11 protein-coding genes are annotated in these 13287 nt (G+C 70.9%); 5 read left to right on the forward strand and 6 right to left on the reverse strand.

Features of this window, described 5'->3' with window-relative positions:
* Positions 1–11 precede the first annotated feature (11 nt).
* A complete protein-coding gene (locus ACZ4RZ_RS06405; protein WP_467742578.1) occupies positions 12–1736 on the reverse strand; it encodes a fatty acyl-AMP ligase in 1725 nt (574 codons plus the stop codon).
* 666 nt (positions 1737–2402) lie between these two features.
* Between ACZ4RZ_RS06405 and ACZ4RZ_RS06410 the strand changes: the two genes are divergently transcribed.
* Positions 2403–2984 carry an AMIN-like domain-containing (lipo)protein gene (locus ACZ4RZ_RS06410; protein ID WP_467742580.1) on the forward strand — a complete coding sequence of 194 codons (582 nt, stop codon included), beginning with the start codon at positions 2403–2405 and terminating at the stop codon, positions 2982–2984.
* Between the two features lie 164 nt (positions 2985–3148).
* Here ACZ4RZ_RS06410 and polX read toward each other — a convergent pair whose 3' ends face one another.
* Together polX and ACZ4RZ_RS06420 are read right to left on the reverse strand one after the other, a co-directional pair.
* Positions 3149–4909 carry a DNA polymerase/3'-5' exonuclease PolX gene (polX, locus tag ACZ4RZ_RS06415; protein ID WP_467742582.1) on the reverse strand — a complete coding sequence of 587 codons (1761 nt, stop codon included), beginning with the start codon at positions 4907–4909 and terminating at the stop codon, positions 3149–3151.
* A 20-nt stretch (positions 4910–4929) separates the two neighbouring features.
* Positions 4930–5574 carry a dienelactone hydrolase family protein gene (locus tag ACZ4RZ_RS06420; protein WP_467742584.1) on the reverse strand — a complete coding sequence of 215 codons (645 nt, stop codon included), beginning with the start codon at positions 5572–5574 and terminating at the stop codon, positions 4930–4932.
* 201 nt (positions 5575–5775) lie between these two features.
* Between ACZ4RZ_RS06420 and ACZ4RZ_RS06425 the strand changes: the two genes are divergently transcribed.
* The gene (locus tag ACZ4RZ_RS06425) at positions 5776–6231 is read left to right on the forward strand and encodes an archease (RefSeq protein ID WP_467742586.1); all 456 of its coding nucleotides are present in this window, start codon (positions 5776–5778) and stop codon (positions 6229–6231) included.
* Between the two features lie 153 nt (positions 6232–6384).
* Here the strand turns inward: ACZ4RZ_RS06425 and ACZ4RZ_RS06430 are convergent, their stop codons facing one another.
* On the reverse strand, positions 6385–7797 hold the full coding sequence (locus ACZ4RZ_RS06430; protein WP_467742588.1) for an RtcB family protein: 1413 nt from the start codon (positions 7795–7797) through the stop codon (positions 6385–6387).
* 148 nt (positions 7798–7945) lie between these two features.
* Between ACZ4RZ_RS06430 and ACZ4RZ_RS06435 the strand changes: the two genes are divergently transcribed.
* Positions 7946–9082: a CapA family protein gene (locus ACZ4RZ_RS06435; protein ID WP_467742590.1), complete on the forward strand. Its 1137-nt coding sequence runs from the start codon at positions 7946–7948 to the stop codon at positions 9080–9082.
* A 65-nt stretch (positions 9083–9147) separates the two neighbouring features.
* Here the strand turns inward: ACZ4RZ_RS06435 and ACZ4RZ_RS06440 are convergent, their stop codons facing one another.
* A complete protein-coding gene (locus tag ACZ4RZ_RS06440; RefSeq protein WP_467742592.1) occupies positions 9148–9792 on the reverse strand; it encodes a phosphoribosyltransferase in 645 nt (214 codons plus the stop codon).
* A gap of 563 nt (positions 9793–10355) precedes the next feature.
* On the opposite strand from ACZ4RZ_RS06440, the gene ACZ4RZ_RS06445 reads away from it, so the two are divergent.
* Entirely contained in the window at positions 10356–11663 is a 1308-nt protein-coding gene (locus ACZ4RZ_RS06445) for a purple acid phosphatase family protein (protein ID WP_467742594.1), read from the forward strand.
* A gap of 146 nt (positions 11664–11809) precedes the next feature.
* Here ACZ4RZ_RS06445 and ACZ4RZ_RS06450 read toward each other — a convergent pair whose 3' ends face one another.
* Positions 11810–12262, reverse strand: a complete 453-nt coding sequence (locus ACZ4RZ_RS06450; protein WP_467742596.1) for a phospholipase — start codon at positions 12260–12262, stop codon at positions 11810–11812.
* Between the two features lie 294 nt (positions 12263–12556).
* Here ACZ4RZ_RS06450 and ACZ4RZ_RS06455 point away from each other — a divergent pair, with 294 nt between their 5' ends.
* Positions 12557–13000: a VOC family protein gene (locus ACZ4RZ_RS06455; protein WP_467743081.1), complete on the forward strand. Its 444-nt coding sequence runs from the start codon at positions 12557–12559 to the stop codon at positions 12998–13000.
* The last annotated feature ends 287 nt before the right edge of the window (positions 13001–13287 follow it).

The raw sequence follows: 13287 nt of genomic DNA on the forward strand, positions 1-13287 counted from the left end.
AGCGGGTGACGTCATCTCGTGGCGGGCGCGCCGACCACCGAGAGGGTGCCGTCGAGGTACGCCGCCCGGGAGGCGCGGCGCTGGATCTTCCCGCTGGACGTCTTGGGGATGGTGCCCGGGTGGACCAGCACCACGTCGCGCAGCGCCAGGCCGTGCGCCTCGCCGATCGCGCTGCGGATCAGGTCGGTGATCTTCTCGCTCTCGCCCGCCGCCTCCGGGGCTGTCTCGGCGACGACGACGGGCTGCTCGCCGGTGACTCCGCCGTCCACAGAGAACGCCGCGGTACAGCCGGGCCGCAGCGCCCAGTGGGACAACTCGGCGGACAGCTCCAGGTCCTGCGGGTAGTGGTTGCGTCCGTCGATGACCATCAGGTCCTTCAGACGGCCAGTGACGAACAGTTCGCCGTCACGCAGGAATCCGAGGTCGCCGGACCGCAGGAAGCGGCCCTCGCGGTCCTTGAGGGTGGCCCGGAAGGTCTCGCGGGTGGCGAGGGCGTTGCGCCAGTAGCCCTTGGCGACGCTCGCGCCGCCGACCCAGATCTCGCCGACCTCGCCCTCGGGCAGTTCCTCCTGCCGCTCGGGGTCGGCGATCACCACGGTCGTGCCGGGGCCCGGGCGCCCGGAACTGACCGCCGCCGCGTCCGCCGCACCGGCGTGCGGTCCGGTCTCGGCGGCCTCGATCAGGGTGGGCGGGGCCTGCACCGAGCTGCCGGTGACCATCAGGGTGGCCTCGGCGAGGCCGTAGCAGGGGTAGAGGGCCTCGCGGCGGAAGCCGGCCTCACCGAAGGTCTCCGTGAACCGCCGCAAGGTGGCGGCCCGCACCGGTTCGGCGCCGTTGAAGGCGACCTTCCACCGGCTCAGGTCGAGCCCGTCGAGGAGGTCGGGCGTGGCGTGCTTCAGGCACAGCTCGTACGCGAAGTTGGGGCCGCCGCTGGTGTGCGGGCGGTAGCGGCTGAGGGCGGTCAGCCAGCGCTGGGGCTGCTGCAGGAAGTGCAGGGGTGAGAAGAGCGTGGCGGTCACGCCGAGGTAGACCGTGTTCAGGACGGGGCCTATGAGACCCATGTCGTGGTACACGGGCAGCCAGCTGACGAACAGTTCGTGGTCGTACTCCGCGATCGTTTCCGGGGTGTGGCCCATCCGCTCGGTGATGACCCGCTCATTGTCCAGCAGGTTCCCGTGGGTCACCATCACACCGCGCGGGGCCGAGGTGGACCCGGAGGTGTACTGGAGGAAGGCGACCGAATCGGCGGTGAGGTCGGGTTCGTGCCAGGAGTCGGCCGCCTCGTCGGGGATGTCCTCGGTGGCGACGCAGGTGATGCCGTCCAGTTCGGGCAAATGTTCCGCCATGGCGCTCAGGGCGGCGATCACCTCACGGCCGCCCAGGATCACCGTGGCGTCCGCGTCGGCTATCAGGCGCTTCATACGGATCAGCGCGCGATGGTTCTGCGAGCGCCCCTGCGGGGGCACGCCCGGCACGGCGACGACTCCGGCCGAAAGGCAGCCCAGGTAGCCGCAGATGAACTCGAGGCCGGGCGGGTACAGCAGCATGGCGCGAGAACCGGCTAGGCCGCGCTCCTGCAGCCAGGCGGCGACGGCTCGGGACCGGCTTGCCAGACGCCCGTACGAGATGTCCTGGATCTCTCCGTCACAGTCACCCGTGACGAGATAGCGGTAGGCGGTCCGGTCGGGCTGTTGCGAGGCATGCGCGGTCAGCAAATCGACCAGGGAACGAGCCATATGACGAGTCTCACCTGTTCGGTCAATGGGCGAGGGAAACTGGAGTTCGAAGGCCGGGTAACGCCTGCGCGCTGAAGCCGTGGACGCCTGGCCCCCTTGCCAGGCCGTCCATCCCGGCCAACCCGTCCGAGGAGCAGCAGCGATGCGTACGCCGGCTCCTCGTGACCCCCGTTCAGCTTGCTACCAACGAGTAGCACGATAGCAAGTTCTTTCCGCTACTCAGAGGTAACCCTGGGTATTCAAAGAGGAATTGGGAAATCTGACGCCCCGTTATGGAGCCACGACCCGGGTCCGCCGATGCCCTGCCCCCCATGCGGCCTGCGGAAGTGCCCCGGGCACCTGCCGGAATGGCCGTCACTTCGTCGCATGGCCGCCCATGCCGTAGTGGCACAACTCACTGATGCGGTGGCGGTGCCCACTTCTCTCCGCTGCCGCCGGGCAGGATCGGCGGATGAGGGCGTGCGCCGCCGGAGGTGAATTCAGCGAGCGTAAGGAATTGCCGGCCCCGTGGCCCCCTCCTCGCTCCAGGCCCCCTCCTCACTCCTGGCCCGATCAAGCCGTGCCGCTCACACGCATCAGGTTCAATCCGGTCAGAAATAACGCAACCTTTCGGCCAACTCACTTGTCTCAGCCGATACCAGTCACATAGCTGTCTTGGGGGACACAGTGAGACGAATCAGAAAAACATGGATGACGCTGGTGCTCATGGGCGCTGCGCTGGGGATGGCGGCGGTACCGGCCGACGCCGCCTCGCTCACCACCGCGCAGGCCACGGCGTGCCCCACCGGTTGGGGCAGCCTCGACAAGACGAGCGCCTCCACCACGACGGCGCCACTGACGGACATCAGGACCGGCCGACACGCCTGCTACGACCGGATGGTCTTCGACATCCCCGGCGGCGGCAGCGACGGCCTCGGCTACTCGGTCAGGTATGTCGGCCATCTCTACCAGGACGGGTCGGGTCGCCTCATACCTGTCGGCGGCGGAGCCGTCCTCGAGGTGCGCGTGGCCGCGCCCGGCTACGACCCCGAGACCGGCACACCCACCTACCCCGGGCGGGCGGGTCGCCCCCTGCCGGGCGTGGACCTCACCGGGTACCGCACCTTCAGGGACACTCGGTTCGCGGGCAGCTTCGAGGGCGAGACGCAGATCGGGCTCGGGGTCCGAGCCCGACTGCCCTTCCGGGTACTGCAGTTGAACGACCGTGTCGTGGTGGACGTCGCCCACAACTGGACCGGCGCGCGCTGACGGCCGCGGTTCGCCGGGCGCTACCGCCTCGGGCAAGGAGGCGGTAGCGCCCGGCAGCGGGCTGCCCGTCGGCCGGAAGGCTCCTTCCGGCATTCACGGTCCGGGTGTCCACCCTGGAGCTGGACACCCGGACGCCGACATGCCCGGCGGCGGCCGGAACCCTGTCACGCCGCGGCGCGCCGCTTCGCCCGCCCCTTGTGCAGGAAGCGCGACAACCGGGTCCGGGGCCAGGTGTTGATCACGTCGTCCTTGGTCAGCCAGCCACGCTGCGCCGTCCCCACGCCGTACCGCATGGCGGCCAGGTCGAGGACGGAGTGGGCGTCGCTGTCGATGGCGAACTTCACCCCGTGCCGCCTGGCCCGCAGGATGTCCTCGTCGCGCAGGTCGAGCCGGTGCGGATGGGCGTTGATCTCCAGGGCCGTGCCGGTGCGCGCGCAGGCGGCGAAGACCGCGTCGAGGTCGACGTCGATGGCCGGCCGCTTGCCGAGGATGCGGGTGGTCGGGTGGCCGATGATGTTGACGTACGGGTTCTCGCAGGCACGTACGATGCGGCGGGTCAGCTCCGCGCGCCCCTGGTTGAAGTGCGAGTGCACCGAGGCCACGCACAGGTCGAAGCCGGCCAGGAACTCCCCCGGCCAGTCCACCTGGCCGTCCGGGTCGATGTTCAGCTCCACGCCGTGCAGCAGCCGCATGCCGCCGCTCCTGCCGTGTGTGCCGTACGTGCCGTCGAGCTCCTGTACGCGTTCGCGCTGGGCCAGCATCCGTTCGTCGGTCATCCGCTGCATGTACAGGTTCGGTCCGTGATCGGTGATCGCGTAGTACGCGTAGCCGCGCTCGGCGGCCGCGGCGATCATCTCCTCGAGCGGGGCGAGGCCGTCGGTGAGGTCGGTGTGCGTGTGCAGGTCGCCCCGGAGGTCCGCCTCCGTCACCAGGTCGGGCAACTCGCCCCGCAGCCCGGCCTCGATCTCTCCGCGGTCCTCACGCAGCGGTGGCGGGATCCACGGCAGGCCGAGCCGCGCGTACACCGCCTCCTCAGTCTCGGAAACGATCTTCTCCCCGCTCTCGACGTCGAACAGTCCGTACTCGGAGAGCTTGAGCCCCTGGTGGACGGCCAGTTCCCGGGTGCGGATGTTGTGCGCCTTCGAGCCGGTGAAGTACTGCAGGGCCGCTCCCCAGGAGTCCGGCGGTACGACACGCAGATCGACGGCCAGGCCCTTGCTGGTACGGATGGACGTCTTGGTCTCGCCCCGCGCGATGACCTCCGTGGCGTACGGCAGCTCGGTGAACGCCCGCATGATCGGTGCCGATTCGCTCGCCGCGGCGAGGATGTCGATGTCGCCGATCGTCTCGCGGACGCGGCGCAGCGATCCGGCGTACGTGCACCGCCGGCAACCGGTCACCCTGGACAGTTCGGAGACGATGTCCTCGGCCAGGTCCATGGCGACGTCGAGCAGGGCCCGGTCTCCGGAGGCCTGCAGGAGCGCGACGCCGTGGAGGATGTTCTCCTCCGTCCTGGGTCCGAAGCCCTTCAGATCGCGCAGCTTCTCTTCGTGGATGGCATCGACCAGTTCATCGATCGAGGAGATGCCCAGTTCCTCGTACAGCGTCAGCGCCTTCTTCGGGCCGAGCGTGGGGATGGCCGTGAGGCGCCGGACACCTGCGGGGATTTTCGCCCGCAGTTCCTCGACCGCGGCCACTTTGCCGCTGCGGAAGTACTCGACGACCTTCTCCGCGATCGACTTACCGACGCCGGGGATCTGCTGGAGGCCCTTGACGTCGAGTGTGGACACATCGGCGTGGTGGCCGCCGATCGCCCGGGCAGCCTTCTCGTAGACACGTGCCTTGAACGCGTCTCCTCCGGTGATCGAGATCAGGTCCGCGTATTCGTGGAGCAGCGCGGCGACCTCGTCGTTGGGCCGAGCCACACCTCCAGGGTAGGCACGGATCACCCGAGGTGGTCCTCGCACCACTCCCTGGCCGCGTCGGCGGCCTCCTCCAGTGCGCCGGGCTCCTCGAACAGGTGGGTGGCACCGGGCACCACGCGCAGCGAGTGCGGGACCCGCAACCGCTGGGCCGCCTCCTGGTTCAGCCGTAGTACCTCCCGGTCCCGGCCACCGACGATGAGCAGGACGGGGGCCGCTACGCGGGGCAGGGCATCGCCCGCCAGGTCCGGCCGGCCGCCTCGCGACACCACGGTCAGAACCCGGTCCGGCCGCTCCGCCGCGGCCACCAGAGCCGCTGCCGCTCCGGTGCTGGCGCCGAACAGGATCACGGGCAGTCCCCCGGTGTCGGACTGCCCCGCCAGCCAGTCGATCACTCCGGCCACGCGGCTTCCGAGGAGCGGGATGTCGAAGCGGTGCTCCCGCGTCCAGGCGTCCTCGCGGTCCTCGCGTTCGGTGAGCAGGTCCATCAGCACGGTGCCGAGTCCGGCAATGCGCAGGTGTTCGGCGACCATCCGGTTGCGGGGGCTGTGCCGGGAGCTGCCGCTGCCGTGCGCGAACAGCACCACCGCCCGGGCCGAGTCCGGCACCATGACATCGCCCGCGAGCGACTCGCCGCCGACGGGCACCACGACCGACTGGGAAATCATGACCGTCGTCTTCTTCCTCGCGTCGTACGGTCCTGGGGCCGCTGTTCGGAGTTCCTTCCCACCGCGTACCCCATACGCTGGATATCGATCGCTCATGAGCGGAGCGGACACTGAGCCGCCCGTCGTCGTATGGCTCGGCGCCTCACGGGTACCCGTGTCCGCACGAGGCACCACGGCTCAGGGCCGCCGGAGGTGGTGGGCATGGTCGGTGACACGGACGACGACATCCGGCTGCGGCGCCAGGGCGGCAGCGGCCACCGGGCGCTGCCGCACACGGCCGATATGCGGATCGAAGCGTGGGGAGCGAGCCGGGAGCGCTGCCTGGTGGAGGCGGTGCTGGGGATGGTGGAGTGCTTCGCCGACGTGACGACGGCGCGGCCCACAGCCGTGCAGCACGTCCGGCTGGCGAAGGTCAGTGACGACGACCTGCTCACCGCGCTGCTCGACGAGGTCATCTTCCGCCTCGAGGTGCCCGGCATGGTGGCTGTCGACGTGGAGGCGGACACAGTCGACGGCTGTCTCGATGTACGACTGGCGTTGGCCGACCTGGCAGATGTGGAGATCATCGGTGCCGTGCCCAAGGGCGTCTCCTGGCACGAACTGCGCATCGGACCCGACCCGTACGGCTGGTCCTGCGCGGTGACCGTCGACGTGTGAGGCGTCCGTCGGGCGACGGGTGAGCATGCGGTCCGGCGACGTATGAGGCATGGGAGTCAGGCGTTCGGGCGGACGCGTGCGACCGGAGCGGGAGGGTGTGCCCGCGCGGTGCGGGCGGGCGTGCCCGCGGGAGTGGAGGCCCGCGCCGAGGCCTCAGCCCTTCACCACGCCCAGCGGGACCAGCCGGGCGACCGTTCGGCACAGCCCGGCGCCCTCGCTCGCCGCCACCACCGCGCCGACGTCCTTGTACGCCTCCGGGGTCTCCTCCGACAGACCGCGCAACGACCGCGGGCGCACTGCGATGCCCTGGGCCTCCAAACGCGCCCGCAGCTCCTTCCCGCTGGTCGCACGCGCGGCCTGGTGCCGGCTCATGACCCTGCCCGCGCCGTGGCAGGTGGAGAAGAACGCGTCACCGCCGGGAACGCCGACCAGCACGTACGAGGCCGTGCCCATGGTTCCGGGGATCAGCACCGGCTGGCCCACCTCGCGCAGGTCCTCCGGGAGGTCGGCATGCCCGGGCGGGAACGCGCGGGTGGCGCCCTTGCGGTGAACGCACAGCAGGCGCGGCGCTCCGGCCACCGGATGGGTCTCGATCTTGGCGAGGTTGTGGGACACGTCGTACACCAGCGAGAGTCGGGCGCCCGCGGCGCGGCGGAAGACCCGGCGGGCCGCGTCCGACAGCAACTGGCGGTTGGCGCGACCATAGTTGGCCGCGGCGGCCATCGCGCCCAGGTAGGCCTGCCCCTCCGGCGATTCGACCGGGGTGCAGGCCAGCTGCCGGTCGGGGACGGTGATGCCATAGCGGGACATGGCGCGGTCCATCGCCCGAACGTGATCGGTGCAGATCTGGTGGCCGAGGCCGCGCGATCCGCAGTGGATCATCACGCACACCTGGCCGACGGCGAGCCCGAACGCGGCGGCGGCCCGCTCGTCGTACACCTCGTCGACCCGCTGCACCTCGAGAAAGTGATTGGCGGAGCCCAGGCTGCCGACCTGCCCCAGCCCCCGCTCCCTCGCCCGCTCGCTCACCTGGCCCACATCGGCGTCGGCGACCGCTCCGCCGTCCTCGCACCGCCTGAGGTCGCGTTCCTCGCCGTACCCCTCCGCCACGGCGTACCGGGAGCCGCCCTGGAGGATCCGCTCCAACTGTCCGGGACCGATCGACCGCCACACCCCGCCGGGTCCCGCGCCACGCGGGATCGACCGGTCCAGACCGTCCATGACCGCGTGCAGCGCCGGCGCGAGCGCCCGCCGGTCCAGGTCGGCGACCAGCAGCCGTACCCCGCAGGAGATGTCGAAGCCGACTCCGCCGGGCGAGACGACACCGCCGTCGTCCACGTCGGTCGCGGCCACCCCGCCGATCGGGAAGCCGTAGCCCCAGTGGATGTCCGGCATGGCGTAGGACGCGGCGACGATGCCCGGCAGCGTGGCCACATGGACGACCTGCTCCAACGATTTCTCGGCGTCCCTGAGCAGCGCCCGGGACGCGAACACCACCCCAGGCACCCGCATCTGACCCCGCGGGTCGATGCGGAAGCGGTGGGGACGTTCCTCGACCAGTTCCACGGCAGCCTCCCGTGCCCGGCATCCCCATGTCCGGGGTACCCCACCAGACACTTCCCTATCGCCCCGGCGCCCGGATCCTCGATGCGACGGGCGCAGCGTCGGCCGGTACGCGAGATCTCGGTGCGGGGACGGCTCCTAGAGTGGAGGCATGACCGGCGGCGCGGTGACGCTGTTCGTCTGCGGTGATGTGATGCTCGGACGCGGTGTCGATCAGATCCTGGCGCGGCCCGGTGATCCCGCCCTGCGGGAGGACTACGTCCGGGACGCCGGGTCGTACGTGCGCATGGCGGAGTCCCTCAACGGCCCGATTCCGGTCCCGGTCGATCCGTCCTGGCCGTGGGGTGACGCGCTGCGGTTGCTGGAGGCGGCCGCCCCGGATGTCCGGATGGTGAATCTGGAGACGGCCGTGACGCGCGGTGACGCGTTCGCGCCGGGCAAGGCCGTCCACTACCGCATGCACCCGGCCAACCTGCCCGCTCTCACGGTGATCCGGCCCGACATCTGCGTCCTGGCCAACAACCACGTCCTGGACTTCGGCCGCGCGGGCCTGGAGGAGACGCTGGACTCGCTGGCCCGCGCGGGCCTGCGAACAGCGGGCGCGGGGCGGAACGCCGACGAGGCGTGGGCGCCCGTGGCCGTCCCCGTCCCTACCGGCGGCCGCGTGCTGGTCGTCGCCCTAGGGATGCCGTCCAGCGGCATCCCGCCCGGCTGGGCGGCGAGCGCCGATCTGTCCGGCGTCGCCTACGTTCCCGACCTGTCGGCCGGCTCGGCCGCAGCGGTGGTCCGGCGTGTGCGGCAGGTGAAGCTGGCGGGCGACATCGCGGTCGTGTCCGTGCACTGGGGGTCCAACTGGGGCTATCGCGTTCCCCGGGAGCAGATCCGCTTCGCACACGCCCTGGTGGACGGCGGCGTCGACCTCGTCCACGGGCACTCCTCGCACCACCCCCGCCCCCTGGAGGTTTACCGCGATCGGCTGATCCTCCATGGCTGCGGCGACTTCGTCGACGACTACGAGGGCATCTCCGGCTACGAGGAGTTCCGCGACGACCTCCGGATCGCCTACCTCGTCACGGTGGCGGCGGACACGGGCCGCCTGACCGGCCTGCGCATGGTGCCTCTGCGGGCCCGGCGCATGCGGCTGGAGCCAGCGCCGGAGGAGGACCGCGCCTGGCTGCGCGCCACCCTCGACCGCATCAGCGACGGTGTGCGCATCACCTTGGAGCCCGACGGCACGCTCTCGGCGGCGCCCTGTACCACGGCACACGCGCCGGGAAGCGGCCCGTGAAGCGTGGCTGTGGCGCGCGCTTCTCGGTGTCCCGGCGTTGCCGCCGCCCGGGCCGTTTCGCCCGCTCACCGCCCACCGTGCAGCGCCTCGAGCACATCGTCATCCGTCAACTGCGCGAAGTCCTCGTACCACTCGCCGACAGCCATGAACGAGCTCGGCCGGAACAGGCAGACCACGTCGTCGGCCTCTTCCCGCATCGAGTCGGCCCCTCGCGGCGAGCAGACGGGAACGGCCAGGATCACGCGCTCGGGCGCCTGGCGGCGTACGGCACGCAACGCGGCGCGTGCCGTCGAACCGGTCGCCAGTCCGTCGTCGACGAGGATCACGGTCCGGCCGCGCAGCTGTGGGGCGGGCCGGCCCTGTCGGTAGCGCTCCTCGCGGCGGCGCAGTTCCTCGCGCTCGCGTTCGACCACCTCCGCGAGGGATTCCTCACTCAGCCCCAGCCGGTCCAGGGCCCGCTTGTCGAAGAGGGGAGGATCGTCGCCCGCGATCGCTCCGATGCCGTACTCCTCCTGGAACGGGGCCCCGATCTTGCGTACGACGAGCACGTCCAGCGGGGCTTCCAGCGCCCGCGCGACCTCCCGGGCGACCGCGACCCCGCCACGGGGCAGGGCGAGGACCACTGGATCGGGAAGGGTGCCCTTCTCCTGCAGGACGCGCAGATGCTCCCCCAGCTCCCGCCCTGCCTGCCCGCGGTCACGGAACTGCATTGCCTCCGCTCCCTCGCATCACGGGGATGCCGGTCGGCACCGTTCTCCTCGTCCGTCGCGAGTACCCCACGAAGCACCGTTCACACCGTCCGCCGAGGTGCCGCCCGTGGCGGTGCCGAGGCGGTCTGCGCCGCTTCCGCACAACGGCTGGTCCTCACCTGATGGCCCGATGGTGCACGTGCCCGGCCTGGGCCGGTCGTCATGCGGACGAGAGCGCCGGGGATCAGGGACCCATCCGACAGGTCGGCGGCCACAGGGAGATGTCGCGTTCCATACCTGGGGCCGCCGTCGGCACCACCGCCGCCGTTAACGGCGCGCGGGCATGTGGCGGGCATGCGCTGCTGCTTCTCCGCTCCCCTCGCCGCCCTGTCGTCCCTACCCGCTCCTTGCGAGATCCTCCGCTCCGGTGCCCTGCTCGCTCCCGCTCTGTTGCGGGCCGCTGCCGAAGCCCTGCACGACCCGGTACGCCGAACCCGCGCCGTCACCCCGACACCCTCGCTGCCGTCCATCTGGAACTGGTCACCCTCGCCGAGGACCACGCCGTCATCACCTGGTACACCGGAGTGCCCGGCACCGGGGACGGCCTGGGCCACATGCTCCCCGCGACCACGGAGGGTGAGGTCGTCTACGGCACTCATCCCGCCCGGCTCAACCGCAGCGCGGCGGAGGACCGGCCCACCGCGCATCACCACGTGGAGCTCACGGACCTGGAGCCGGGGCAGACCTACTACTACCGTGCCCTTTCGCGGGGCGTGCCCGCGACGCCCACGCCGTTGCACCTGGTCCGCGGCAACGCCGTCGGCACCAGCCTCCACGGTCTGGGCTCGAGTGGAGGTCCGTACTCCTTCACCACACCGCCGCCCCCTCCGGGGCGGCACGTGCTGTCGATCGCGCTCTGCAATGACCTGCACCTCGGGGAGACCACCGCCGGCCTGATGGCGGGCGTGCCCCTGATGCGCGGGGTGTCGCAGGAGCCGGGGCGCGCGCCGTATCCGGAGGTCATGAGCCTGGCCCTGGTCGAGGAGGCCCGCCGGCGCGGCGCCGATGTGCTGCTGGCCGCGGGCGACATCTCGGCCGGTGGTTCGCCGCGGGACTTGGCCGAGGCCAAGCGAATCCTGGACGGTTTCGGCGCCCATGGCCGGGACTACTTCGTCGTCCGCGGGAACCACGACCGGCCCGCGCACAACAACCGCGGTTCCCGCGTGGTCAGTTGCGCAGATGCCTTCCGCGAAGAGTTCCTCGGCGGCGACGGTCCCGCGTACTTCGCCCGCGACCTCGGCGGGCTGCGCATCATCGGGCTGGACACCTACAAGAAGGATGGCAACGGCGCCGACTCCGGTGGACTGGGCGCCGAGCAACTCTCCTGGTTCCGGGCCCGGTTGAAGGAACACAAGGACCAGCCCACGCTGGTGTTCGGCCACCATCCGCTGACCGTGCGGGACTCCGTGTTCCCCGTGACCGGCGGACAGCGCCTCGACCGACGCGAGGCGCGCTCCATCCTCGACGCCTATGCCGGGGCCCCCGGCGTCTTCCTTCACCACGCGGGCCACACCCACCGCAACAAGCGCACGGTCCTGGCGCAGGCCCCGCACGTCACGATGCAGGAGGTCGGCGCCGCCAAGGAGTATCCCGGCGGCTTCTGCCTGCTCCGGATCCACTCCGGTGGATTCGCCCTCAACCACTTCAAGTCCAGCGGTGTCCCGGCCCGCGAATGGGGCGAGCGCACCCGCCGGGTGGCGGCGGGGCTGTGGCCGCACCACGCCCTCGGCCGCTCGGTCGGCGACCGCAACAGCGTGAGCGCGCACGATCTGTCCGGCATCGTCCGCCCGGCCGAGAAGGGCCTCACGTGTTCGTCGGCCGTTGGGCCCTGACCGGGTGTGGGACGCCATCCAGGCGGCGCCGCACACCCGGTCGGGGCGCGTCATACCGACGAGTCGTACGGGAGCGCGAGGGGCGGCCCGCCGACGGGCGCGCGGCCGGTCCGCCCTTCGCTCTCACCCACTCGGCCGACGATCTCTCAGCCGAAGACCTTCACGGCCTGGTAGTACGTCCACGCCGTGCTGTCGCAGGCGGACTTGGTCCCGCCGCTGTAGTTGGCGCAGACGCGCTTGAGGTCCTCGTAGAAGGCGCTGTCGAGGCGGGACTTGTTGGCGTTGAAAGAGCCCGCGGCCTTGTAGTTGCGGTAGCCGAAGTCGTGGCGGGCACAGGACATGGCGAAGGGGAAACCGAACGGGTTGTCCGGCGAGGAGGAGCAGTAGTCGGTGGACCAGTCGAACGCGTACGTGGACCAGGCAGCCTGGTTCGCGCGGGCGGCGGCCCAGAGGTTGTAGCTCGACGCGCTGGTCTGGGTCCAGCTCGAGAGGACCTGGGGTTTGTCGGCGGGAGCGGCGTCGGCGGCCGTGGCGGTGGCGGCGACGGTGATGAGCGCCAGGGTTGAGGCGGAAAGAGCGGTGGCGAGTCTGCGGTGCATCCCACACCTCCATGAGGCTGCGATCCGTCCGTCGGACCGCAGGTTCATGACAAGATGATCGGCACCTCGACAACCCCTTCACACCGCTTGTGTCCTAATGGCCCATTAACTCTTGGATATGCCAGGACATCTGAGACGTCGTCATTGCCGTCGGCAGCCCGGCGGACAGGTCGGCGGACAGGTCGGCGCCGACCGTGGGTCGGCGCCGTTCACGGGTATAGCTGTGGTGCCAAAAGCAGCAAGCCGACGCCGTGGACAGAGGCCGCTCGGCACCAAGGACAGGAGCAATCAATGGTGGACATGAGACTCGAGGTCGTGGTGGTACCGGTCACCGACGTCGACCGGGCCAAGGACTTCTACTCCGAACTTGGATGGCGGCTCGACGCCGACTTCGCCACGGGTGAGGACTTCAGGGTCGTGCAGTTCACCCCGCCCGACTCGCCCGCCTCGGTCATCTTCGGCACCGGACTCACCTCGGCCGCACCAGGATCTGTCGAGGGCCTGCACCTCGTCGTCTCCGACATCGAGGCGGCCCGGGCCGAGCTCGCCGACCGCGGCGTCGAGGTGAGCGAGGTGTTCCACGACGCGGGCGGAGTGTTCCACCGCGCGGGGACCGAGGGACGGGTGTCCGGCCCGGACCCGGAACGCCGCAGCTACGCCTCGTTCGCCTCGTTCAGCGACCCGGACGGCAACGGCTGGGTGTTCCAAGAGATCACGACGCGACTGCCGGGCCGCTGAGCCTCGTAAGGACCGGGCGCCTCCCCGTCGCCGACGCCGTGGGCACCATGGAAAGCCCTGGCGGATCAGGGTAGTTGGCAGGACTCACCCATAAGGCGAATGGGTGTCTGCCCGCGCACCACGCGGGGCAGACGCCCATCCCCGCGCTGGGACACCGGAAGTCGGCCCGGATCAGGACCCGCTCATCCGCGCGCTGGGACACCGGAAGTCCGCCCGGATCGGGACCCGACCGCACGGCGCCGCACGGCATCCGGCCCGCGGACGCCGTTCCAGCTGCGCCACGACGG

This window comes from Streptomyces sp. NPDC027189, from assembly GCF_055566975.1.

Coding starts and splice junctions, on each gene's coding strand:
- ACZ4RZ_RS06405 (WP_467742578.1), bottom strand. CDS start 1,736: ATGGCTCGTTCCCTGGTCGATTTGCTGACCGCGCATGCCTCGCAACAG.
- ACZ4RZ_RS06420 (WP_467742584.1), bottom strand. CDS start 5,574: ATGATTTCCCAGTCGGTCGTGGTGCCCGTCGGCGGCGAGTCGCTCGCG.
- ACZ4RZ_RS06425 (WP_467742586.1), top strand. CDS start 5,776: ATGGTCGGTGACACGGACGACGACATCCGGCTGCGGCGCCAGGGCGGC.
- ACZ4RZ_RS06435 (WP_467742590.1), top strand. CDS start 7,946: ATGACCGGCGGCGCGGTGACGCTGTTCGTCTGCGGTGATGTGATGCTC.
- ACZ4RZ_RS06440 (WP_467742592.1), bottom strand. CDS start 9,792: ATGCAGTTCCGTGACCGCGGGCAGGCAGGGCGGGAGCTGGGGGAGCAT.
- ACZ4RZ_RS06450 (WP_467742596.1), bottom strand. CDS start 12,262: ATGCACCGCAGACTCGCCACCGCTCTTTCCGCCTCAACCCTGGCGCTC.